We start from the raw sequence: 22164 nt of genomic DNA, 5'->3' as shown, positions 1-22164 counted from the left end.
GGTGTTTTTATTTGTCGGAATCAATAAGATGCCAATAACCTTTAAGGTATACTGCACCTGATATAACAGTGAGAACAGTTGAGATCCAGACAAGCACAGGAACTACAACATTGTCTATCGCTTTTCTGAATGCCTCAGGGAAGTCGATACTGAAATCAAAGCAAAGACAAAGCCAGAAAATTATAGCTATTATCGCCACCATAGTAAAAGCTGTTTTCAGCTTTCCCCATATACCTGCGGCAACTACTATTCCACTGTTTGCTGCAAGCAGTCTTAATCCCGAGACCATAAACTCCCTCGCTGTAATGATTATCAGCGGTATAGCGCCCATTTTGACCTCCGGAAGCTCTACAAATACAGTGAGAGCTGCTATTACCAGCACCTTGTCAGCCAAAGGATCAAGGAATTTTCCGAAATTTGTTACCAGATTGTGCTTTCTTGCAATTTTTCCGTCAAGAGCGTCCGTTATGGAAGCTGCTGTGAATATCAGCAGAGCTATGCCATAGTGCATGGGAACGTCTAAATACATAAACAGCAGGAAAAACGGTATCAGTATGACTCTGAGAAGAGTCAGCCTGTTTGGAATGTTCATTGTTCTATCACCTCTCCTATCAAATCGTAATCAAGTGTATCGGTGATCCTTATCTTTACATAATCTCCGATCTCAAGTGGTGTTTCCGATGTGAAGAACACCTTTCCGTCTATATCGGGAGCGTCAAGTGCAGTTCTGCCGAACCAGCATTCACCGAACTTGTCAAAGCCCTCAACTACCGCAGTAAACTCCGCGTCCATAAGCTTTTCATTGTTTTCGCAGCTTATGAGCATCTGCTGCTCCATGATTATATCTGCACGGTGAGCGGCAGTCTCCTCGTCGATCTGATTGGGGAAGTCATAAGCCTTTGTTCCCTCTTCACGGGAATAAGCAAAACAGCCAAGCCTGTCAAAGCGGACTCTCTTAACAAACTCCGCAAGCTCTTCAAACTGCTCCTTTGTCTCTCCGGGGAAGCCTGTGATAAGCGTAGTCCTGAGTATGATATTCGGAACTTTTTCTCTTATATGAGCAAAGAGTGCTTCAAGCTTCTCCGTATCGCCCCAGCGGTTCATACGGGAAAGTATATCTCCGTTGCAGTGCTGTATGGGTATCTCAAGATACTTTACTATCTTATCTTCACGGGCAATAACATCGAGAAGCTCGTCTGTGATGCGCTCGGGATAGCAGTAAAGAGTGCGTATCCAACGCAGACCATCTATTTTGCATAACTCGGTAAGAAGCTCCGCAAGCTTGGGCTCACCGTAAAGGTCATTTCCGTAAAGTGCAGTATCCTGCGCTATGACTACCAGCTCGGTAACTCCGTTCTCAGCAAGGAAACGCGCTTCTTTGAGCACATCTTCCATAGGTACGCTGCGGAATTTGCCTCTTATAAGGGGTATAGCACAGTAGGTACAGCAGTTTGAGCAGCCCTCGGCTACTTTAAGATATGTGAAAAACGGCAGTGTGGATATTATCCTTTCACCGCTTAGCTCTGCATCGAGCTTAGGTGCAAAGTGTACGCAGCGTTCGCCTGCAAGCACCTGATCTAAGATATCGACGATATCCTTGGTATCGCCTATGCCTATAACAGCGTCTGCCTCGGGGAACTGCTCGGCAGCCTCCTCCTTGTATCTCTCAACGAGACAGCCTGTTATGATTATCTTTTTAAGCGTTCCCTCTTCTTTGAGTTTTCCAAGTTCAAGAATGGTATCTATAGCCTCTTCCTTTGCAGACTTGATAAATCCGCAGGTATTGACTACCGCAACATCGGCAAGTCCCGGCTCTGTTACCAGCTGATATCCGTGACTTTTCAGTTTATAGAGCATACGCTCTGAATCTACAAGATTTTTTGAACAGCCAAGGGATACCATACCAACCTTGATCGCCATATCAGTTATCCTCCTCAGGTCTGTCGGTGTTCTCGAAGTATTCCTTCACAGCACGGTTTATCTCGGTAAAATCATAGCCGTACCGCACAAGAGCACTTTTGACCTTTTCTATTGTTTTTCTATCCTCACGATCTGTGAGATATCGGGAATGCTTTGTCCGCAGAAGCTCCAGTATATTCTCGTAAAAGGCTTCCGAATAAGGTGTGAGAGCATCCTCGGCTGTGTACTGATCTATGCCTTTCTGCATTATCTCGCGCTTTGAACGCCTGTAGCCGTATTTCTTGACTTCCACAAGCTTTCTCGCCATACGCTCGGCATATCTCACATCATCTATAAAGCCATGCTCTGTAAGCCTTTTCATTACCGCCGTACACAGCGGCTCGCTTTTATAGTTCTCCATGAGCTTTTTAAACATTTCCGAATAAGTGTAGTCTCTGTAATCCAGCAGGTATAGCGCCCGCTGATAGGCTCTGCGAAAATTGGAAGCGTATATTATCTTCCTGAGTTCGTCACGTTCTGTCTCCATACCTGCGTGTATACCGTAATCGGTTATGATATCAGCATGGAGATACAGCTTTCGTCCGTCATCAAGCTCCGCTTCGTAGGTCGAGCCTTTATATCGCGTGACCGAGGTTATCTTCATTATTCCTCAGCAGGAGTGAACTCCTCAAAATCCTCGTCAAAGTTTGCGAGAACATCTTCATTATCAGCAGCTGCACTGCTCTCAGCCTTGGGAGCTTCAGCCTCTGCACTTGCCTTGCTGCTCTTCTTCGGAGCATTATCAAGCTCGTCCTTGTGAGCAAGTATCTGCTCCTCGATCTCCTTCATAAGGTTCTCATCATTCTGGAGCAGCTCCTTGACGTTATCTCGTCCCTGTCCAAGCTTCTGATCCTTATAGCTGAACCATGAGCCGCCCTTCTTGATGATATCAAGATCAACGGCAAGGTCGAGCACCTCGCCTGTACGGGATATGCCCGTACCGTACATGAGGTCGAACTGACACTCCTTGAAAGGCGGTGCTACCTTGTTCTTTACTATCTTGCACTTTGTTGTCGCACCGATAACGTCTGTGCCTGATTTGAGTATCTCGCCCTTTCTTACCTCGATACGCACCGATGAATAGAACTTCAGAGCGCGTCCGCCGGGGGTAGTTTCGGGATTTCCGTACATAACACCGATCTTTTCACGGATCTGGTTTATGAATATAGCAACACAGTTTGACTTTGAGATAGCTGCTGTAAGCTTTCTCATAGCCTGTGACATAAGTCTTGCAAGCTGTCCCACATGGAGGTCGCCCATTTCGCCGTCTATTTCGGCACGGGTGGTCATAGCAGCGATAGAGTCAAGTACGATAACGTCGATAGCACCCGAACGGATAAGAGCCTCGGCAATTTCAAGTGCCTGCTCACCGCTGTCAGGCTGTGATACGAGGAGATCGTCGATGTTTACTCCGAGAGATTTAGCGTATACAGGATCGAGAGCGTGTTCAACGTCGATGAAAGCAGCCTCACCGCCTGCCTTCTGAGCCTGAGCAACTATGGAAAGTGCAACTGTAGTCTTACCCGAGCTTTCGGGTCCGTATATCTCAACGATACGTCCGCGGGGGACTCCGCCTATGCCCAGTGCCATATCCAGAGTCATAGAGCCTGTAGGTATAGCAGCTACATCAAGTGTCTTGGTCTGACCGAGACGCATAACTGCGCCTGCGCCGTATTTCTTTTCTATCTGCTTGAGAGCTCCGTCAAGAGCAGTCTTTTTATCCTCTTTTGTAGTGACCTTTACAACAGTTGGCTTTTTAGCAAGCTCTTTCTTTGCCATTGGTATTTCCTCCGATCTGTTACATTAATGCTGATTTATTTTCAATAATATTACGTGCGGCTGCTGTTCTTATTATACCGCCGCCGTCTTTTCTAAGCTCCACATCTGTGAAGCAGTTACTTTCAAGTATGGCTTTTACGTCGTCGTGCTGACCCATGCCGAATTCATAGGCAATGAAGCCGCCGTCTTTAACGGACGTTTTCCACAGCTCCGTCATGGCTCTGTAAAATCCGAGCCCGTCCTCTCCGCCGAAAAGCGCGGATTCAGGTTCATATCTTACCTCCGTCTGAAGCTCACTCATGTCCTGCGATGTAAGATAGGGGGGATTGCTGACGAGTATATCAAGTCCCGTAAGAGACATTGCTGTCTCTCTTTTCAGCGCATCGCCCTTTATAATATGTATATCGCCGCAGCCGTTTGCGGCAGTATTCTGCTTTAAATAGCCAAGTGCAGCGTCTGAAAGCTCAACAGCGTAAACATCGGCTTCGGGAAGCTCTTTTTTAAGAGCTACTGCGATACAGCCGCTTCCGCTGCAAAGGTCTGCTATCTTAGGTGCTTTCAGTTTCTCCCTGCGGCAGATGTCGAGCACCTGCTCCACAAGAGTTTCTGTATCGGGGCGCGGTATAAGTACGCCCTCGCCTACCTTGAAATTGCAGCCCCAGAACTCCCACTGTCCCAGAAGATACTGCAAGGGATAGCCCTCCGAGCGCCTTTTCGCAAGGGAACGTATCTCGGCGGCTTTCGCGTCAGATACAGGCTCTTTCGGCAGAAACATGGGATTTTTGTCACCGAGCAGGTCCTGAAAGATACAGGTGGTATCAAAGTCAGCCGTATCCTCATCGCGCTGTGCGATAAGGCGGCGGCACTCTGCGAAAAGCTCGCTTCGGCTTACCACTTGTCCTCCTCCTTGTCCTCAGGTATACAAGGCTTCATAGCTGCAATAGCAATCTCTATCATGCTGTCGTCGGGCTCACGGGTTGTTATGCGCTGCATAGCAAGTCCGGGAGCGGATAATATCCTTGTAAAGATATTATCGTTATTTCCTGCCAGACGTATGCACTCATATGAAATTCCCACAACAAGGGGAAGAAGCACCAGTGATGCAACGATACGCTGCCATGTTACCGTAAATGGTACAAGGCACATAACGAGTATGCTTACGATAAGCACAATGAATATAAAGCTTGTACCGCAGCGCTTATGGAAACGTGTCTGCTTGCGGACATTCTCCACAGTAAGGGGCAGCTCAGCCTCATGGCAGGCAATTGTCTTATGCTCTGCGCCGTGGTACATATACTGCCTTTTGATGTCCTTCATAAGGCTCACAAGGTACATATACAGCACAAAGAGCACTATCTTTACAATGCCCTCAAGAAGTGAACGGATAATGCGGTGCTCCTTTATAGACGGGATAAGTCCCACAAGCCACTTAGGCAGGAACACAAAAAGTCCTATTGCCATTGCAACACCGAGAAGTATGCCCAGATACATGAAGATATCGGTGACTGTGTCCTTTTCTTTCTCTTCCTTTTTCTCTGTATCGCTGTTTTCGGGAGCCTCCGCAGTCTTGTCGGCAGTATCCTCAACAGCAGCGATATCAGTAGCAGTTTCAGCCGCAGCATTCTCAGTCTTTTCGGCTTTTGCTTTTTTCTTGTCCTTATTCTTGTCGTCTTCCTCGTCCTCATCGACCATCTGCTTTTCGGCAGACTTCATCATATATTTATATCCCTTGGTGAGAGATATGACGAAATTGGTACAGCCCCTTACAAGGGGAACTTTTCTGTACCACGGAGCGTTCTTTCCGTTGTTTTCATCCCATGTTTCAAGGTCTATAGTTCCGTCGGGGAGTCTGCAAGCCATAGCACCTGTAGTTGGTCCGAGCATCATTATGCCCTCAACAAGCGCCTGACCGCCTATTTTTGATTTGAATTTTTCATTTGTATTTGAAGTATTATTGTTTCCCATTATTTCACCTTATCGAAAATAGTAATGCTTATGCCTTACGACCTGACCGCAGGAAGGGATATGGTAACTGTAGTACCCTTTCCCTCGCCCTCACTGTCGATATCAAGCTTTCCGCCGTGCATACTGATTATCTCGTCTGCAACGGCAAGACCGATACCTGAGCCGCGGCGTGTATGATTTGCCTTGTAGAATTTCGTCTTTACCTTTGCAAGGTCTGACTGTTTTATGCCGAGACCTGTATCCGAAACCGCAACAATAACACTGTCGCCAGATTCATAGGCTTTTATTGTAACAGTATCGCCTGCTGAGGAATATTTGACAGCATTGTCGATAACATTTATGAATACCTGTCTGATACGGTTCTTGTCGCCGAATACGAAAGGAAGCATCTCAGGCTCGTCATAAATTATCTTTTTATCTTCACGCCTTGCCTTGTCGCTGTATATGAGCACAGCGTCGCCAAGCTCGGCGAGGATATCCATATTTGCATTCTGAAGTGTGAAGTGTCCGTTCTGCATACGTGAGAAGTCAAGGAGCTCCTCGACCATCTGCGACAAACGCTCTGCCTCATTCACTATTACTTTGACACCCTTTTTCATGGTGTCGGGACTGCCGCCCCCGTCTATCATAAGCGTTTCAGCCCAGCCCTTTATAGCAGTAAGGGGAGTTCTCAGCTCATGGGATACGGAGGAAATGAACTCATTCTTCATAGCCTCGGCAGTTGAAAGCTCGTCCGCCATATTGTTTATGGCAGTACAGAGGTCGCCTATCTCGTCATCGCTGTCATTGTCGATTCGGGTCGTGAAATCACCCATCGCGTATTTTCGGGCGATGCCGCTTATCTGTCTGATAGGTCTTACGATAGAGCCTGCGAAATACAGACCTGTAATAACTATTATAAGAATAATTATCAGGCATACTATCATTACCGCAGCTGTATATGTCTTTATTGTATTGTCTATATCGGTAAGCGATGTGACCATTCTTACTGCACTGTATTCACTGCTCATTGAAGATATGGGCATTGATACCGCAAGAACCTTTTCACCGCCGCCAAGCTTGTATATGTGCGAGCCCTCACCCGATTCCATAGCCTTTACATAGTCAGGCATCACATCATCAGCATCGGGCGAAAACCCCGATGAGGTAAGGACTACTCTTCCTTTTGAGTTTACAGCCATGAGCTCTATCTTGTCTTTTTCGTTGAAGGTCTCGAGCATATTTCTCATTTCCGATGAGAAATTCGCAGAGCTGTCCTGAGAATGCATACTCAGGATACTTGTAACTGCATTCAGCTTTGAGACAAGATACTGCTTTGCAGAGCTGTAGAAATAATTCTGTATCGCATAGACTATAGCCATGTCTATGACAAGAAGTGCGAGGACAACAACACCCAGATTATTGAACATCCATCGCTTTGTGATACTCTTTTTAGCCATTACTGAATGTCATTCCATTTGTATCCGTAGCCCCATATGGTTATTATGTATTTCGGGCTCGACGGTTCTTCCTCTATTTTCATGCGTATACGCCTGATATTAACATCGACTATCTTGTCGTCGCCGTAATAGCTCTCGCCCCATATGTGGTTGAGTATGCTTGCACGGTCAAGAGCTGTGTTCTTGTTGTTCATAAAGAATTCCAGTATCTGATACTCTACCTGTGTAAGCTCTATCTGAACACCGTCCTTTGTGACTGTACGGCTTTTGAGATTGAGCACGAAAGGTCCGCTCTCTATGACAGACTGCTTTTCATTCTTGATAAAGCTCATGCACACACGCCTGTATATAGCGTCAACACGGGCAGTAAGCTCAGAAGGTGAAAACGGCTTTGTGATATAATCGTCAGCGCCTATCATAAGTCCGCTGACCTTGTCCATTTCCTGAGTTCTTGCAGTAAGCATTATGATACCGATAGTCGAGCTTTTTTCACGTATCTTTTTGCATACGGTAAAGCCGTCTATGCCCGGCATCATTATATCAAGGAGAACGATATCGAAATTCCCGTGTTCAGCCTCAAAGGTCTTGAGTGCTGCTTCTCCGCAGTTTACATCAACAACGTCATAACCTGCACGTTTGAGGTTTATGACAACGAATTCGCGGATAGTATCCTCGTCCTCGCATATAAGTATACGTTTCATCTGTTTCACTCCTTATGAATGAGTTTCTGTGTATCAATCCCTGAATCTGAATCCTATAGCCGCATCAGCAGGCGTTATGTTCAGACCGTCATTTTCAGTATCGGGATCAGAACCGATACACGCAAGATAGGAAGATTCGCCCTTGGAATGCATCAGCATATATCCGTCTGTGATACGATCCTCACGTGACGGAGGATCCTCCGCACAGAAAATACGGAGAAGCTCCCTGCCGATACCTTCATCGCTGTAGGTGCAGAAAACTATCTCATCTTTGACTATATCGCGCTTTATAGTAACTTTATTCTCCCACTTTTCGGGGAATATGAAGATATATCCGTCATTCAGGCTGTAATACGAGGTATAGCAGTGTTCAAGCTTATTATCGCTGTTTATTGTTTTCCATTCGGTAAGCTTGAGCTGTTCGCCCTCTGCCTTGCCCTCATAACATGGTGCTATAAACTGAAATGGCATATCGGGCTTGCCGTCGCCGTCCACATCAAATGAGGAACAGCCAGCTGTCCTGATGGTCTTTGCCGATTCTTCAGGCGTATCGAATACTTTTTTCAGGGAGAAGTCATCTCCGTCCCTTTCCATATATATTATATCAGTCTGAACAGTGCCTGTGCCCGAAAGAGCGTCTATATACAGACCCTTTCCCTTGCTTCCGACCTTGCCGTAGCTGATATTGTCGAATTCAGTAAAATTACCGCTGAGGGGCTGAGATTTCATATAGTATTTGCCTTCTTCGTTAAGCTCGTAAGCCTCGGCGACAGCAGGCTCGCCGCCTGACGCGCCCGTAAGCCTGAGAAACTCGTTGTGACCGTCCATATCCAGATCGGTAACATCGAAAAACGAATAGGAATTCGAGAATGTAGTGTCCTGCAATACGCCGTCGGCGTAGTTGTATATAGACACGTTCTTTTCGGAACGGTTTATAAGGCTCGTTCCGATGATTATATTCAGACGGTCATTAGTACCGAGCTTCGATATAATGACCTTTTCTATCTCGCTGCCCTCTGCTGCCATTGCCTGTCCCGAATGCCAGCCGTTTTCGTCCTTATCGAGTATATTTATACGCAGCGGATTTTCATCGGCTGCATGATTTGTTCTCTCATAGAAAACGATAGCCTCGTTTCCGCCGTCACCGTCGATATCCTCAATGATGAAGGCAGAGAGGTATTTTCCGGATTTGGGGTATTTAAGGCTTATAGCCGTTCCCTCGGAGTTTGTCAGCGCAGAATATATCTGCTCCTGCTCCACACTGAGCTTAGGCGGAGCCATCAGCGTATCTATGCTCGCACCGAAGGTACAGCCGCTGAGCCCCGACACTGAAAGTACAGCAGCCGTCAGCAATGAAATTTTTTTCATAATTCAGATCATTCGCGCTCTTCGAGCTTTATGTATTCCTTTTCCTTTGCAATAGCCTTGTAAGCAGGACGTATGATCCTTCCGCCTGTAAGTATCTCCTCCATGCGGTGAGCAGCCCAGCCTGCCATACGAGCGATAGCAAAAAGCGGAGTGAAAAGCTCCTCGGGAATACCGAGCATTCTGTAAACAAGTCCCGAATACATATCAACATTAGCGCACATTGTCTTTGTATTGCCCTTCATTTCGAGGAATATCTCGGGAGTAAGACGTTCGATAGTCTCAAGAAGCCTGAATTCAGCCTCTATCTCCCTGCCCTTTGCAAGCTCGAAAGCCTTCTTCTTGAGGATAACTGCACGCGGGTCGGAGATAGTATATACAGCATGACCCATACCGTAGATAAGACCTGAATGGTCGTTGGTCTCCTTGCGGATAGTCTTGCGCATATAATCAGCGACTTCGCCTTCGTCCTCCCAGTTCTTGATATTTGCCTTGAAATTGTCAAGCATATTTATTACCTGAAGGTTAGCACCGCCGTGACGTGGTCCCTTCAGTGAGCATATAGCCGAGGAATAAGCAGAATAAGGATCAGTACCCGAGGAAGTAAGTACGCGGCAGGTAAATGTAGAGTTGTTTCCGCCGCCGTGCTCAGCCTGTAACATGAGAAGGCGGTCAAGCATCTGTGCCTCGTCCTTTGTGTACTGTCTGTCGGGACGGAGAAGCGAAAGAATACACTGTGCCGTGTTTTCCTCATAGTTTATAGGGTGCATTATCATGCTCTGATTGTCGAATACCCTGCGCTTTACCTGATAGGCGTTAGCCATGATAACAGGCAGCTTTGCGATAAGGCTCACAGCCGTGCGCATCTCGTTTTCAAGTCCCTTGTTCTCGCACTCATCGTCGTAGGAATACAGAGCCAGTACGGAACGTGCCAGCTTGTTCATGATATTCTTTGACGGTGCTTTGAGTATCATATCCTCAACGAAGCCGTTGGGGAGATCTCTTTTTACTGAAATATATGAGCTGAAAGTCTTCAGCTCCTTTACATTCGGAAGATGACCGAAAAGCAGAAGAAAAGCCGTCTCCTCATATCCGAAGCGGTCGTCCTCTTCGACATTGGCAACAAGATCGTTGATATTATAACCTCTGTAGATGAGCTGTCCGGGGATAGGCTCTCTTTCTCCCTCATTCATAACATAACCGTGAACGTTGCAGATATTGGTAATTCCTGCCATTACACCTGTGCCGTCACTGTTGCGGAGTCCTCTCTTAACGTGGTATTTTTCATAAAGTTTTGGATCTATGGCGGTATTATCAGCAAGTTTGCCGCATAAATCTGTAATATTAGCCCCTGAAATGAATGAAGGCATTATGATCACACTCCTAAAACATATTCATTATTAATTATACACCATATTCAGCCTAATGTCAAATGTTATTTCGTATACAAAACATTGTTAAAAACAAACGTTCTTGTACACCATGACGAAAGGAGAAATATATGAAAAAATATCTTGCCGCAGCACTGATCCTAACAGCAGCCGCTGCCCTTATCCCTGCATTCCCCGCCTATTTCTACAGCAGAGACAGAAAAGAAAATGATACCTCTCAGTTTCAGCTGAAGGAATTTGCTCTTACCGAAAATAAAAATGCACAGAAGGTCATATGCTCGCAGGAGCCTTACAAAGTCCTTGATATTGAGAGCGGACAGGTACTTGATGTCTCCGTCCGCGACTATGTTATCGGAGCTGTCTGTGCTGAAATGCCTGCGTCATTTCACGAAGAAGCCCTCAAGGCGCAGGCTGTAGCCGCTCACACATATGCCGAAAGACAGCGACTCAGAGCCAAAGCCTCTCCTGCTCCCGAGCTGGGCGGTGCTGATTTTTCCAATGATACCGCGTTATATCAGGGTTTCTTCACAAAAGAACAAGCCCGTGAACGGTTCGGCGAAAGGTTTGATGAGAGCTACGGCAAAATATCCGCCGCAGTCGATGAAGTCCTGCCATACATAATCACATACGATGACGCGCCTATAATAGCCGCTTTCCACTCAATGTCCGCAGGCTATACGGAAAGTGCGGAAAACGTGTGGGGAACCCCCGTTGACTATCTTGTGGAAGTTGACAGCCGCTCAGACCTTACTGCGCCGAAATTCCGCGAGGAAAAGAAATTCTCACGGGACGAGCTGAAAAACGCCCTCGAAACAGCCTTTGACGGCATATCACTCGGCGATGATATGTCTGAGTGGATAAGGATAAACACCATATCCGACGCAGGAACTGTATTATCAGCCGATGTGGGAGGAAAGTCCGCAACGGGAAACGATATAAGGCTCGCTCTCGGTCTGCGCTCAGCAAGCTTTGATGTGCGTATAGACGGAGATACCGCAGTTATCACCACCAAGGGCTACGGACACGGCGTGGGCATGAGCCAGTACGGTGCCAATGCTATGGCTGAGGAGGGCAAAAGATGGCGTGATATAATCGCTCATTATTATCCTGACTGCACTATTGCCGAAAGCTGAGCTTTTTGTGCAAATAGCAATAAAAAGCGGTCGTTTTTTGCCATTTCCGTCAATTCGTATTGACATAGCTCCGGCGATTTGCTATAATGATTTTGTGTTGTTTGATACAGCATAACATAAGATATATATAACAAACCAAAAGGAGACTTGTGTCCGCGAACGGCGGATTAAGGATTATGAACAAAAACAGAGATCTATATAAAAGATTCGTTACTTTCATATCTGCTATGTTACTGCTCGGCATACTTACAGGCATTTTTGCTTTTGTATGGTACAAAAACTACAGTGAGCAGATCGTCCTGCCTTACTACAGGCGAGGAAACTGGGTACTCATAGCTATATACTGCCTGCTTGTATGGCTGTTTTTCAGAGCCTACGGCGGCTTCAAGCTGGGCTACCTCAAAAAGACCGATATGTTTTACGCCCAGATGATATCCATGATCTGCGTAAACGTTGTGTCATATTTCGTAATAAGCCTTATAGGACGACGATTCATGCACGTTACGCCAGTGATGTATATGACCTGCATCGATCTCGGCGCCATAGCCATATGGACGCTTCTTGCAGGAAAGATATACTTTATGATGTACCCGCCCCGAAAGCTGGTCATCATCTACGGCAGCCATCAGGCTGCTTCTCTGGTGCTGAAAATGAGCCAGCGCGTGGACAAGTACATGATATGCGAGTCTATAAGTATCAACGAACCCGAAGAAAAGGTAAAAGAACTCATTATGAAGTATGAGGGCGCTATCGTCTGCGATATCCCTGCGGAGCAGCGAAACGACTACCTCAAATTCTGCTTCGAGCACTCAAAACGTGCGTATATAGCACCTAAAATCTCAGATATTATAATAAGAGGAGCAGACGATATCCGTCTGTTCGATACTCCCCTTCTGCTCTGCCGCAATTACGGACTCGACTTCGAGCAGCAACTGGTAAAGCGTATATTTGACATAGTATTCTCACTTATCGCCCTTGTTCCTGCCGCTCCTTTCATGCTCATATCGGCGATCGCTGTAAAGCTCTATGACAGAGGTCCTGTATTCTACAAGCAGAAGCGCCTTACCCTGAACGGCAGGGAATTCTATGTGTATAAATTCCGCAGCATGATAGTTGACGCAGAAAAAGACGGCAAGCCCCGCCTTGCTTCGGAAGAGGACGACCGTATAACCCCCGTGGGAAAGATACTGAGAAAATTCCGCGTGGACGAGTTTCCACAGCTTTTAAATATCCTCAAAGGTGATATGTCGGTCGTAGGTCCGCGTCCCGAACGCCCCGAGCTCACAGAGGAATACAAAAAGGAAATGCCCGAATTCGGCTTCAGGCTCAAGGTCAAAGCAGGCCTTACCGGCTATGCACAGGTAACAGGTGCATACGATACTACTCCATACGACAAGCTGAAAATGGATCTGATGTATATAGAAAATTACTCGATACGTCTTGACCTTCAGATAATACTTATGACTATAAAGACAATGTTCTTCCCGCCTAAGAATAACGCAGAAACTACTGAAAATCTTCTTATGCCGAAGGGCACCAACCAAAAGGAGGACACAAAATGAAAACCACCGCAGTTATCATGGCAGGCGGACGAGGCGAACGCTTCTGGCCAAAGAGCCGCAATGCTTGTCCAAAGCAGTTCCTCTCGCTTACAAGGGACGGCGAGACCATGATACAGAAAACTGTAAAACGTCTGGCACCGATAGTTGAGGCTGAGGATATCTATATCGTTACCAATGCAGCTTATATCGACCTTGTGAACGAACAGCTCCCCAACATTCCAAAAGAGAATATCCTTGCGGAGCCATGTGCAAGAAATACTGCTCCATGCATTGCTTTTGCAGCAGCTGTAATAAACAGAAAATACGAAGATGCTGTAATGCTGGTACTCCCCTCAGACCACCTTATCGGCTACGAAGATATTTATATAAATACGCTTAAAAAGGCTATCAAAGCCGCTGAAAAAGGCAAGCGCCTCGTTACTATCGGCATAACTCCCGAATATCCCGAGACAGGCTACGGCTATATCAATTTTGGTGAGGAAAAAGGCGATGTGTACGCTGTTGAGCGTTTCGTTGAAAAGCCCGACCTTGCCAAAGCAAAGGAGTACCTTGCATCGGGCAAATATCTGTGGAACAGCGGTATGTTCGTATGGAAGCTCTCTTCCATAATGCTTAATATGCAGTCTCTCATGCCTGACATCTACGAGGGCGCAGTCCGCATAGGACAGGCTTACGGAACTCCGCAGTTCAACGAGACTCTCGTAAAGGAATTCACTGCTTTCAGAAGCGAGTCAGTAGACTTCGGCATCATGGAAAAAGCAAAGCACATCTACACTATCCCGGGCAGCTTCGGCTGGGACGATGTGGGAAGCTGGCTGGCTGTTGAACGTATCAACGAGACAGATGACGACAACAACTACATCGACGGCGATGTTATCACCATAGATTCAAAGCGTACAACTATATGCGGCGGAAAGCGCCTTGTTGCCGCTGTAGGCACAAGAGACCTTATCATCGTTGATACAGACGATGTGCTCCTCGTATGCTCAAAGAACAATACACAGGACGTAAAAAAGGTCATCGCTCAGCTTAAAGAGCAGGAAAGAACAGAGTTGGTCTGATTCATAATGCCTATAACGCTTTTTATATCTGTCGGCGTGAGCCGACACCGCAATTATGCATTATGAATTATTAATTATGATTTAATTATAAGGAGTTATATAAATGAAGAACGCACTTATTACAGGTATTACAGGTCAGGACGGCTCTTACCTTGCAGAGCTCCTTCTCGAAAAGGGATACAATGTTTACGGTATCTGGAGAAGAAAGGCTACCGTCGACTACGGCAATATCGCTCATCTCAAGGACAAGGTCAACCTTATCTACGCAGATATGACAGACCCTGTTTCACTTATATCAGCTATGAGAATTTCACAGGCTGACGAGGTATACAACCTTGCAGCTCAGTCCTTCGTTGCTACAAGCTGGGATACTCCTCTCGGAACTGCTGACATTGACGCTCTCGGCGTTACAAATATGCTTGAGGCTATCCGCATAGTAAAGCCCGAGGCTCGCTTCTATCAGGCTTCGACCTCCGAAATGTTCGGTCTTGTACAGGAGACTCCTCAGAAGGAGACAACTCCTTTCTATCCAAGAAGCCCATACGGCGTAGCTAAGCTCTACGGTCACTGGATCACAAAGAACTACCGCGAGAGCTACGGCCTTTTCGCCTGCTCGGGCATACTTTTCAACCACGAGTCGGAACGCCGCGGTATCGAGTTCGTTACACGTAAGATCACAGACGCTGCTGCACGTATCAAGCTTGGGGTACAGGAATACATGGAACTGGGAAATATGGACTCAAAGCGTGACTGGGGTCACTCAAAGGACTACGTTCGTGCTATGTGGCTCATGCTCCAGCAGGACAAGCCCGATGACTACGTTATCGCTACAAACGAGACAAGAACTGTACGCGAGTTCGTTGAGACTGCATTCAAGCACGTTGGCATAGACGTTGAATGGCAGGGCAGCGGAGTTGACGAAATAGGTATAAACAAGGCAAACGGCAAGACTATCGTAAAGGTAAACAAGAAGTTCTTCCGCCCTGCTGAAGTTGATATACTTCTCGGCGATCCTTCAAAGGCTGAAAAGGTTCTCGGCTGGAAGCGCGAGATAGACTTCTCACAGCTTGTTGAGAGAATGGTAAAGAACGACCTTGAACTGGTTCAGAACGAGATAAAGGTAAAAGAGATACTCGGCTGAGTATCGGCTGTTCATAGAGGTATAATATGAATAATGAGGTTCTAAGGAGCGTAAAAGGCGGCTATGACAAAAATGCCGTGGTATCCAAGCTGGAAAACTACGGAATATTGATGAATATGGCGGAAGCTCCTGATGCCGACGCATCAAGGATAAGAGCTGAGCTGGACAAGCTGATACAAACTCAGCTTCCCTGCGTAAAAGGCGGTCTTTTTGGCAAGATCGGCTTTTCTGTCGAGGATACCGACAATTATTTCTCTCAGCTTGAAGAAAAGATAATGTCTGCTCTTGAAGGAAAATGATGAAAAGTATCGGCGCAGTTCTGAGGTTTAACAGTTCAAGTATCCCGTTTTTCACAATAGCGTGGCTTCTTTGCTGTACAGCTCTGTTCTTCTTTGTGATTTCATCATACGCAGCATAAGGGACATAAAGCTTGTACGCAAAGGCAAATACATCAAGGGACAGCTTGCAAGCATATCTCTTATAAGCAAAACAGCTGACTTTATTTACACCGTTGACGGCAGGAAATACACTAAAACTTTGCATTTCCCGAAGATTTCATGGAAAACAGGGCAATTCTTCGATATGTTCTATGATCCCGAAAAGCCCCATCATTGCTGTATCAGGAAATACTCTCTTGGCGGAGATGTCTTAATGACACTTTTCTGCCTTGGAATGGCAGGCTTTCAGCTTATTATCATAATAGCAATGATTACGTAAAACAGGTAACTTTTCAAAGTAAGGAAAGGAGATCGGTCATGGGTAATTGTTTGGATTCCGTATTCGGCGGATACGATAAAAAAGATGTCCTTGCAAAAACAGACGCATACAACAGCCTGATCTTAGCTATAGATGAAGCTAACCTTTCAGACGCTGCAATAAATGCGGAGCTTCTGAAAATAAGGCATATGCCGATGAGAAAGGCAAAATGGCTTTTTCTGCCTTTGTCAGGATTTTCTATCCCCCAGACCGACAGCTATATAGCCGAGCTTGAAAAGGAAATAGCCAATAAAATTATGCTCTGATCTGTGTTTTAATGCGAAGGAGAAACAGAAATGGACGAGCGCAGGATACTATTCAAGGTAGATAACGGCTATGATATCTATTCATTCAGAGAAAGATCCGATGAATACCGTATGCTTTTCACAGGGCTGACATACGGCGGACTCACTGAGGACGAAGTAAGGAAAAGAGTAGAAGAATTAAAAGCAGAGCCGCTGCCTATATGCGGACCGGGCTATGAAATTGAAAAGGTCGATTTCATACTCGGAGAGTGGGAAAAGAAGCTTCTCATGTATAAAGCTGCGGATTTTGCCAAAATAGAGCTGGTAAGATGCGGATATACCATGGAAAGCGTTGAGGCAAAGGTCTTTGCCTACAATGATCTGATACTCGGAATAAAAGACGGCATGAACATGATAATCGCAATGAATGAGCTTGAACGTGTAAGACAGATCCCCTTAAAGAAAGCAAAATTTTTCCTTTTGATGCCAAACAGCTACGATCGTGGGCAGACCGACGCTTTTCTTGCAGAACTGGACTCTCATGTTTCAGGTATGATATAAAAAACAAAGGTGGAGAAGTTGATTTGAAAATAACCTTCGACGCTGTACCTATATGCAGCGATAAAATAACGGGTATAGGCTGGTGTGAAGTGGGACAGACCCAGACTCTCGCACAGCTCCACCCCGAAAATAAATATGAATACAGCTTCTTCACAAGCGGCGACAAAGAGCGTGAAAAGCGTGTGAAGCAGTTTGCAGGCAAGCAGATAAAGCTCAATACATCAAGCTTTTCAGGCTATCTTTACCGCGCAGCAAGTACCTTTCTGCCAATACCTTATTCATTCTTTTTCGGCAGAAAGTCCGATATCACCCACTTTTTCAATTACATCATACCGCCTTTCGTACACGGCAAAAAGGTGGTAACAGTACACGATATGGTCTATAAAGCTTTTCCCGAGACAGTCCGCGGACGTACACGCTTTATGCTGGTATCGGGACTTAAACGCTCGATGAAACGCGCTGACCTTATCGTTACAGACTCGGAATTTTCAAAGGCTGAGATAATCAAGTATTTTCCTCAGCATGAACATAAAATAAGGGTAGTCCCCTGCGGTGTAGATCTTGAAAGATTTCACCCCTGCGAGACTCCCGAGCGCATACCCGAGGTTAAGAAGTCTCTGGAGATAGAAGGAGATTACTTCCTGTATCTTGGTACTATCGAACCCCGAAAGAACCTTGAAAGGCTCATTTCAGCCTATGCTGCATTTGCAAAAAAGGTGGGCGAAAAAGCTCCCAAGCTTGTACTTGCAGGCGGTAAGGGCTGGCTCAACGACGGTATATACAGCCGCGTTGAAAAGCTTGGTATGACTAAAAATATCATCTTCACAAAATATGTACCCTCAGAGGACATGAATCCCCTGATGTGCGGCGCACTTGCATTCGTTTTCCCGTCTATTTACGAAGGATTCGGTATGCCCCCCCTTGAAGCTATGGCTTGCGGAGTACCCGTGCTTGCTTCGGGAGAAGCTTCTCTCCCCGAGGTCACAGGAGACTGCGCAGTGATATGTGATGCATATTCGGTAAAAAGCATAGCACAGGGACTTTACAGATTATACAGCGACGAAAAGCTCAGAAAAGAGCTTAGCATAAAAGGTCTCGAAAGAGCAAAAGGCTTCACATGGGAGCGTTCGGCAGAAATGCTTCTGGAAGTATACAGGGAGCTTGTAAAATGAGTAAAAAACTGCGTATCCTTGAGGTGAACAAGGCTTATTTTCCACATATCGGCGGTATCGAGACCCTTATCAGGCAGTATTCCGAGGAGCTTGGAAAGCTGGACGGCGTAAGCGTTAAGGCTCTTGTCTGCCGCGACGGCAAAGGCAAGGCTATCAGAGAGAAAATGAACGGCGTGGAGCTGCTGAGAACAGGAAGTCTCGGTACTTACTTTTCATGTCCACTGTCATTTTCATTTATAAGACATTTCAGAAAAATGGCTGCAAAAGCCGATGTTGTGCATATACACGTACCTTTCCCGCTTGCCGATGCGGCACTTCTGCTGTCTGGCTATAAGGGAAAAGTCGTGGTATCATGGCACAGCGACATAGTAAAACAGAAAAAGCTCATGCTTTTCTACAAGCCTTTCATGCGCTATCTGCTTAAAAGAGCGGATATCATACTGACTGCTACGGAAGGTCATGTAAAGCATTCGCTCTATCTTAACGAATTCAGACATAAATGCAGGGTACTGCCCTACGGTATAACTCCCGAGGACTACCTCTCTGTACCGCGCCGCAGCATACTCACGGAAAAAGCCACTGACAAAAGCTGCGTAAAGGTATTCTTTACAGGCAGACTTGTCTATTATAAGGGCGTAGATGTGCTGCTCAAAGCTTTCACAAAGGTAAAAGGCTGCGAGCTTTTCATAGCAGGTACGGGAGAGCTCGGCGACCAGCTGAAAAACTACGTAAGCTCACACGATATGGAGTCAAAGGTGCATTTTCTGGGATTTCTCCCCGATAACGAACTGAGACAGGCTTATGCTGACTGTGATATATTCGTGCTGCCGTCAGTTGCTCCCAGTGAGGCTTTCGGAATAGTACAGCTCGAAGCTATGGTCTACGGCAAGCCCGTTATAAATACAGCTCTGAAGTCGGGAGTGCCTTATGTGAGCATAAACGGACAGACGGGAATTACCGTTCCCCCGTCATCGCCAAAGGCTCTCGCAGCAGCTATAAACAGACTTGCCGAGGATAAGGAGCTCCGCGAAAAATACGGCAGAGCTGCCGCAGAGCGCGTAAAGAACGAATTCAACGAAAAAGTCATACTCGGCAGATTATACGACATTTTAAAATAAAACCATATAAGGAGGCGGACTTATGAAAGCACTTATAATAGGTGCGGCAGGCTTTGTGGGAGGTTATCTCATAAGAGAGCTTAAAGCCGCAGGCTGGGAAGTACACGCAACTTGTCTGCCAAATGAAGAAATAAAGGAAGAATGTCCCGTCCATACACTGGATATTCTGAAAAAAGAGGATATATCTCCGCTTCTTGACGATATAAAGCCCGATATCGTATATCATCTTGCTGCACAGAGCTCCGTTTCCGTTTCGTGGAAGCGTCCGCAGCTCACCGCTGAAATAAACGTGGTAGGTTCTATAAATGTACTGGAAGCTGTCCGCGACGCAGAAAAGAAGGACATACGACTTGTCCTCATCGGCTCGGGCGAGGAATACGGCTATATACGCGAGGGAGCTTGTCCCCTTTCGGAGTCTGAACCTCTCAATCCCGGCAATATCTATGCTGCTACAAAAGCTTGTCAGGATATGCTTGGCAAGATATATACCCGTGCATACAAAATGAATATAATAATGGTCCGCGCCTTCAATCACTCAGGTCCTGCTCAGAGCAATATCTTCGTTATATCGGATTTCTGCCGACAGATATCAGAGATAGAAAAGGGCATGAAAGAACCTGTCATAAGCGTTGGAAATCTCTCGGCAAAGCGCGATTTCACAGATGTACGCGATGTTGTAAGAGCCTACAGGCTCCTCGGTGAAAAGGGCGTAAGCGGAAACGTTTACAATGTAGGCAGAGGAAAAGCTGTTGAGATACAGTATATATTAGATACCGCACTTTCCTATGCAAACCAACCCATAGAGGTGAAACGTGATCCGGCACGTATGAGAGCTTCCGACATACCGCTCATCGAACCCGATGTTTCGCATATTTTCGAGGATACGGGCTGGCGTGCGGAGATAACTATGGAGCAGACCATCAAGGATACCCTTGATTACTGGAGAAAAAAGCTCAGCTCCTACGGACTGTCGCTGGGCAGCTGATACTCTAAGTTCTTAGTTCTAAACTCAAAAGGAGTGAATAAATTGTCTGATATTAAGCTTACTAAAGAGAAAATGCATACCTTTTCGGGACACGAAAAGATAGGCACCTTCAAGGCAGGTGAAAAGCTCACTGAATTCGGCGAAAAACAAAACGCAGCAAACGAAGTCCTCGCCGCAAATGTCAACGACCTGATAAAAAGAGTATGCGCACTTGAGGATAAGCAGATACAGAATGAAGATATATTAAGAAAGATAGCAAATGAGCTTGCCGCCTTCAAGAAGGAGCTTGACCGCGTAAGGCTTACGGAAAAGCTCAATTCAGGCGCCATAGAAAGGCTTGACAGAGCCGTTAAACTGGCTGAGGGCGACGGAAAGTAAACTTCGCTTTTTTATATAATATCATTCCCAATGATTATGTGATTTTTTTCGTCAAACTCTTGACAATGTCCTGATTTTGTTATATTATATATTATAGTGTGGACAAGATATGCCCCTCATTCTTAACAAGTCCATAGGACGTATATCTTTACCTCATCAAGACTCAATCAACGGAGATTTGTGTAATTGCAGTCTCCGTTTTATTATTTTATTGTAAATATACGCAGAAAGAAGGTGTTATCATGGCAGAAGAGCTAATGGAACAGCTGGATAATCACACCGCGTTCACCATACCTATATTCGGCGGTATCCCCGTTCCTGATTCCTGTGTGGTAACTTGGATAATAATAGCGGTACTGGTACTGCTGTCTGTAATATTAACAAGAAAGCTGAAAAAAGTCCCCACAGGCTCGCAGTGTATACTCGAAACATTCATGGACTTCCTCGATAACTTCTTTACGGGAATACTCGGAGAAAAGGGAAAGAAATACGTTCCCATACTTGAGACCTTCATCATTTACATAGGTTTTTCAAATATCATCGGTGTATTCGGCTTTGTACCGCCCACAAAGGACATAAATGTAACGGCTGCACTTGCAGGTATGGCTATCATACTTGTACAGACTTCGTTCATTATCGAAAAAGGTCCTGTAAAATGGCTGAAAAGCTTCCTTAACCCTATAAATCTGCTTGACCTTGTGACACGTCCGCTGTCGCTGTGTATGCGACTTTTCGGTAACGTCCTCGGTGCATTCGTCGTTATGGAGCTTATCAAGCACTGTGTCCCCGGCGGTGTGCCTGTTATTGCAAGCGGATACTTCGATCTTTTTGACGGACTGCTTCAGGCATACGTATTTGCGTTCCTCACCTCGCTGTATATGGCAGAGGCATTAGAGGAAGAAGAAAAATGATAACAACTTCACGGAGGTAAATAAATATGGGAATAATCGCATTAGGCGCTGCTGTTGCCGTTCTTACAGGCGCAGGCGCAGGTATCGGTATAGGACTTGCTACTGCTAAGGCTACAGAGTCTATCGCTCGTCAGCCTGAGGCTAAGGGAGATATCAGAACTGCTCTCCTGCTGGGATGTGCCCTCGCAGAAGCTACCGCTATCTACGGCTTCGTTATCGCACTCCTTATTATCCTTTCACTCGGAAACAAGTAAGCAGTTATTTATTGGAGGTATATTAAAATGGGAATAATCGCATTAGGTGCAGCTGTTGCCGTTCTTACAGGCGCAGGCGCAGGTATTGGTATAGGACTTGCAACCGCAAAGGCTACTGAATCTATCGCTCGTCAGCCCGAGGCTAAGGGCGATATCAGAACCGCTCTCCTGCTGGGCTGTGCCCTCGCAGAAGCTACCGCTATCTACGGTTTCGTTATCGCACTCCTTATTATCCTTTCACTTGGCAACAAGTAAAACACTGCAAAAATCACGTAAGGAGGGCAAATA

At 46.0% G+C, this 22164-nt stretch carries 25 protein-coding genes; 15 read left to right on the top strand and 10 right to left on the bottom strand.

The window, feature by feature from the left end; genetic code table 11:
• Nucleotides 1-7 precede the first annotated feature (7 nt).
• From pgsA to L870_RS0108675, 10 genes are read right to left on the bottom strand one after another with little or no spacing between them, the layout of a single operon-like run.
• On the bottom strand, nt 8-592 hold the full coding sequence (gene pgsA, locus L870_RS0108720; RefSeq protein WP_028517824.1) for a CDP-diacylglycerol--glycerol-3-phosphate 3-phosphatidyltransferase: 585 nt from the start codon (nt 590-592) through the stop codon (nt 8-10).
• Nucleotides 589-1920, bottom strand: coding sequence for a 30S ribosomal protein S12 methylthiotransferase RimO (rimO, locus tag L870_RS0108715; RefSeq protein WP_028517823.1), 1332 nt, complete (start codon nt 1918-1920; stop codon nt 589-591). The genes pgsA and rimO overlap by 4 nt, the downstream gene beginning before the upstream one ends.
• A gap of 1 nt (nt 1921) precedes the next feature.
• Complete coding sequence (locus L870_RS0108710) at nt 1922-2563, bottom strand: regulatory protein RecX (RefSeq protein WP_028517822.1); 642 nt, start codon at nt 2561-2563, stop codon at nt 1922-1924.
• On the bottom strand, nt 2563-3738 hold the full coding sequence (gene recA, locus L870_RS0108705; protein WP_051411479.1) for a recombinase RecA: 1176 nt from the start codon (nt 3736-3738) through the stop codon (nt 2563-2565). Before recA ends, L870_RS0108710 begins: the two co-directional genes overlap by 1 nt.
• Before the next feature lie 19 nt (nt 3739-3757).
• Nucleotides 3758-4633, bottom strand: coding sequence for a peptide chain release factor N(5)-glutamine methyltransferase (gene prmC, locus L870_RS17160; RefSeq protein ID WP_028517820.1), 876 nt, complete (start codon nt 4631-4633; stop codon nt 3758-3760).
• Nucleotides 4627-5703 carry a DUF1385 domain-containing protein gene (locus L870_RS0108695; RefSeq protein WP_028517819.1) on the bottom strand — a complete coding sequence of 359 codons (1077 nt, stop codon included), beginning with the start codon at nt 5701-5703 and terminating at the stop codon, nt 4627-4629. The genes prmC and L870_RS0108695 overlap by 7 nt, the downstream gene beginning before the upstream one ends.
• A gap of 35 nt (nt 5704-5738) precedes the next feature.
• Nucleotides 5739-7142, bottom strand: a complete 1404-nt coding sequence (locus L870_RS0108690) for a sensor histidine kinase (protein ID WP_028517818.1) — start codon at nt 7140-7142, stop codon at nt 5739-5741.
• Complete coding sequence (locus L870_RS0108685; RefSeq protein WP_028517817.1) at nt 7142-7843, bottom strand: response regulator transcription factor; 702 nt, start codon at nt 7841-7843, stop codon at nt 7142-7144. Before L870_RS0108685 ends, L870_RS0108690 begins: the two co-directional genes overlap by 1 nt.
• A 33-nt stretch (nt 7844-7876) precedes the next feature.
• Nucleotides 7877-9211, bottom strand: coding sequence for a hypothetical protein (locus L870_RS0108680; protein ID WP_028517816.1), 1335 nt, complete (start codon nt 9209-9211; stop codon nt 7877-7879).
• Nucleotides 9212-9219: 8 nt separating this feature from the next.
• Entirely contained in the window at nt 9220-10578 is a 1359-nt protein-coding gene (locus L870_RS0108675; RefSeq protein WP_051411478.1) for a citrate synthase, read from the bottom strand.
• 131 nt (nt 10579-10709) lie between these two features.
• Here L870_RS0108675 and spoIID point away from each other — a divergent pair, with 131 nt between their 5' ends.
• The 15 genes from spoIID to atpE (L870_RS0108600) all read left to right on the top strand — a co-directional run bounded on the left by spoIID (nt 10710) and on the right by atpE (L870_RS0108600) (nt 22131).
• The gene (spoIID, locus tag L870_RS17155; RefSeq protein ID WP_051411477.1) at nt 10710-11732 is read left to right on the top strand and encodes a stage II sporulation protein D; all 1023 of its coding nucleotides are present in this window, start codon (nt 10710-10712) and stop codon (nt 11730-11732) included.
• A gap of 176 nt (nt 11733-11908) precedes the next feature.
• Nucleotides 11909-13294 (top strand): sugar transferase, encoded by a 1386-nt coding sequence (locus tag L870_RS17150; protein WP_037271678.1) that lies wholly within the window; start codon nt 11909-11911, stop codon nt 13292-13294.
• Nucleotides 13291-14355: a mannose-1-phosphate guanylyltransferase gene (locus L870_RS0108660; protein WP_028517814.1), complete on the top strand. Its 1065-nt coding sequence runs from the start codon at nt 13291-13293 to the stop codon at nt 14353-14355. Before L870_RS17150 ends, L870_RS0108660 begins: the two co-directional genes overlap by 4 nt.
• A gap of 103 nt (nt 14356-14458) precedes the next feature.
• Nucleotides 14459-15496, top strand: coding sequence for a GDP-mannose 4,6-dehydratase (gene gmd / locus L870_RS0108655; RefSeq protein WP_028517813.1), 1038 nt, complete (start codon nt 14459-14461; stop codon nt 15494-15496).
• A 26-nt stretch (nt 15497-15522) separates the two neighbouring features.
• On the top strand, nt 15523-15795 hold the full coding sequence (locus tag L870_RS0108650; RefSeq protein WP_028517812.1) for a hypothetical protein: 273 nt from the start codon (nt 15523-15525) through the stop codon (nt 15793-15795).
• 70 nt (nt 15796-15865) lie between these two features.
• Nucleotides 15866-16213, top strand: a complete 348-nt coding sequence (locus L870_RS0108645; protein WP_028517811.1) for a hypothetical protein — start codon at nt 15866-15868, stop codon at nt 16211-16213.
• Nucleotides 16214-16251: 38 nt separating this feature from the next.
• A complete protein-coding gene (locus L870_RS0108640; protein WP_028517810.1) occupies nt 16252-16518 on the top strand; it encodes a hypothetical protein in 267 nt (88 codons plus the stop codon).
• Between the two features lie 30 nt (nt 16519-16548).
• On the top strand, nt 16549-17058 hold the full coding sequence (locus L870_RS0108635) for a hypothetical protein (protein ID WP_028517809.1): 510 nt from the start codon (nt 16549-16551) through the stop codon (nt 17056-17058).
• A 23-nt stretch (nt 17059-17081) separates the two neighbouring features.
• Nucleotides 17082-18230, top strand: a complete 1149-nt coding sequence (locus L870_RS0108630) for a glycosyltransferase family 4 protein (RefSeq protein ID WP_028517808.1) — start codon at nt 17082-17084, stop codon at nt 18228-18230.
• Nucleotides 18227-19348, top strand: coding sequence for a glycosyltransferase (locus tag L870_RS0108625; RefSeq protein ID WP_028517807.1), 1122 nt, complete (start codon nt 18227-18229; stop codon nt 19346-19348). The genes L870_RS0108630 and L870_RS0108625 overlap by 4 nt, the downstream gene beginning before the upstream one ends.
• 22 nt (nt 19349-19370) lie before the next feature.
• Nucleotides 19371-20333, top strand: coding sequence for a GDP-mannose 4,6-dehydratase (locus L870_RS0108620; protein WP_028517806.1), 963 nt, complete (start codon nt 19371-19373; stop codon nt 20331-20333).
• Between the two features lie 33 nt (nt 20334-20366).
• On the top strand, nt 20367-20711 hold the full coding sequence (locus L870_RS0108615) for a hypothetical protein (protein WP_423752171.1): 345 nt from the start codon (nt 20367-20369) through the stop codon (nt 20709-20711).
• A gap of 242 nt (nt 20712-20953) precedes the next feature.
• On the top strand, nt 20954-21622 hold the full coding sequence (locus L870_RS0108610) for a F0F1 ATP synthase subunit A (protein WP_028517804.1): 669 nt from the start codon (nt 20954-20956) through the stop codon (nt 21620-21622).
• Nucleotides 21623-21648: 26 nt separating this feature from the next.
• Nucleotides 21649-21876 carry an ATP synthase F0 subunit C gene (gene atpE, locus L870_RS0108605; protein WP_028517802.1) on the top strand — a complete coding sequence of 76 codons (228 nt, stop codon included), beginning with the start codon at nt 21649-21651 and terminating at the stop codon, nt 21874-21876.
• 27 nt (nt 21877-21903) lie between these two features.
• The gene (gene atpE / locus L870_RS0108600) at nt 21904-22131 is read left to right on the top strand and encodes an ATP synthase F0 subunit C (protein WP_028517802.1); all 228 of its coding nucleotides are present in this window, start codon (nt 21904-21906) and stop codon (nt 22129-22131) included.
• The last annotated feature ends 33 nt before the right edge of the window (nt 22132-22164 follow it).

Source organism: Ruminococcus flavefaciens ATCC 19208, from assembly GCF_000518765.1.
GTDB lineage: Bacteria > Bacillota > Clostridia > Oscillospirales > Ruminococcaceae > Ruminococcus > Ruminococcus flavefaciens.
Note: the sequence above shows the minus strand (reverse complement) of the source record. Positions and strands in the feature narration are given on the sequence as shown.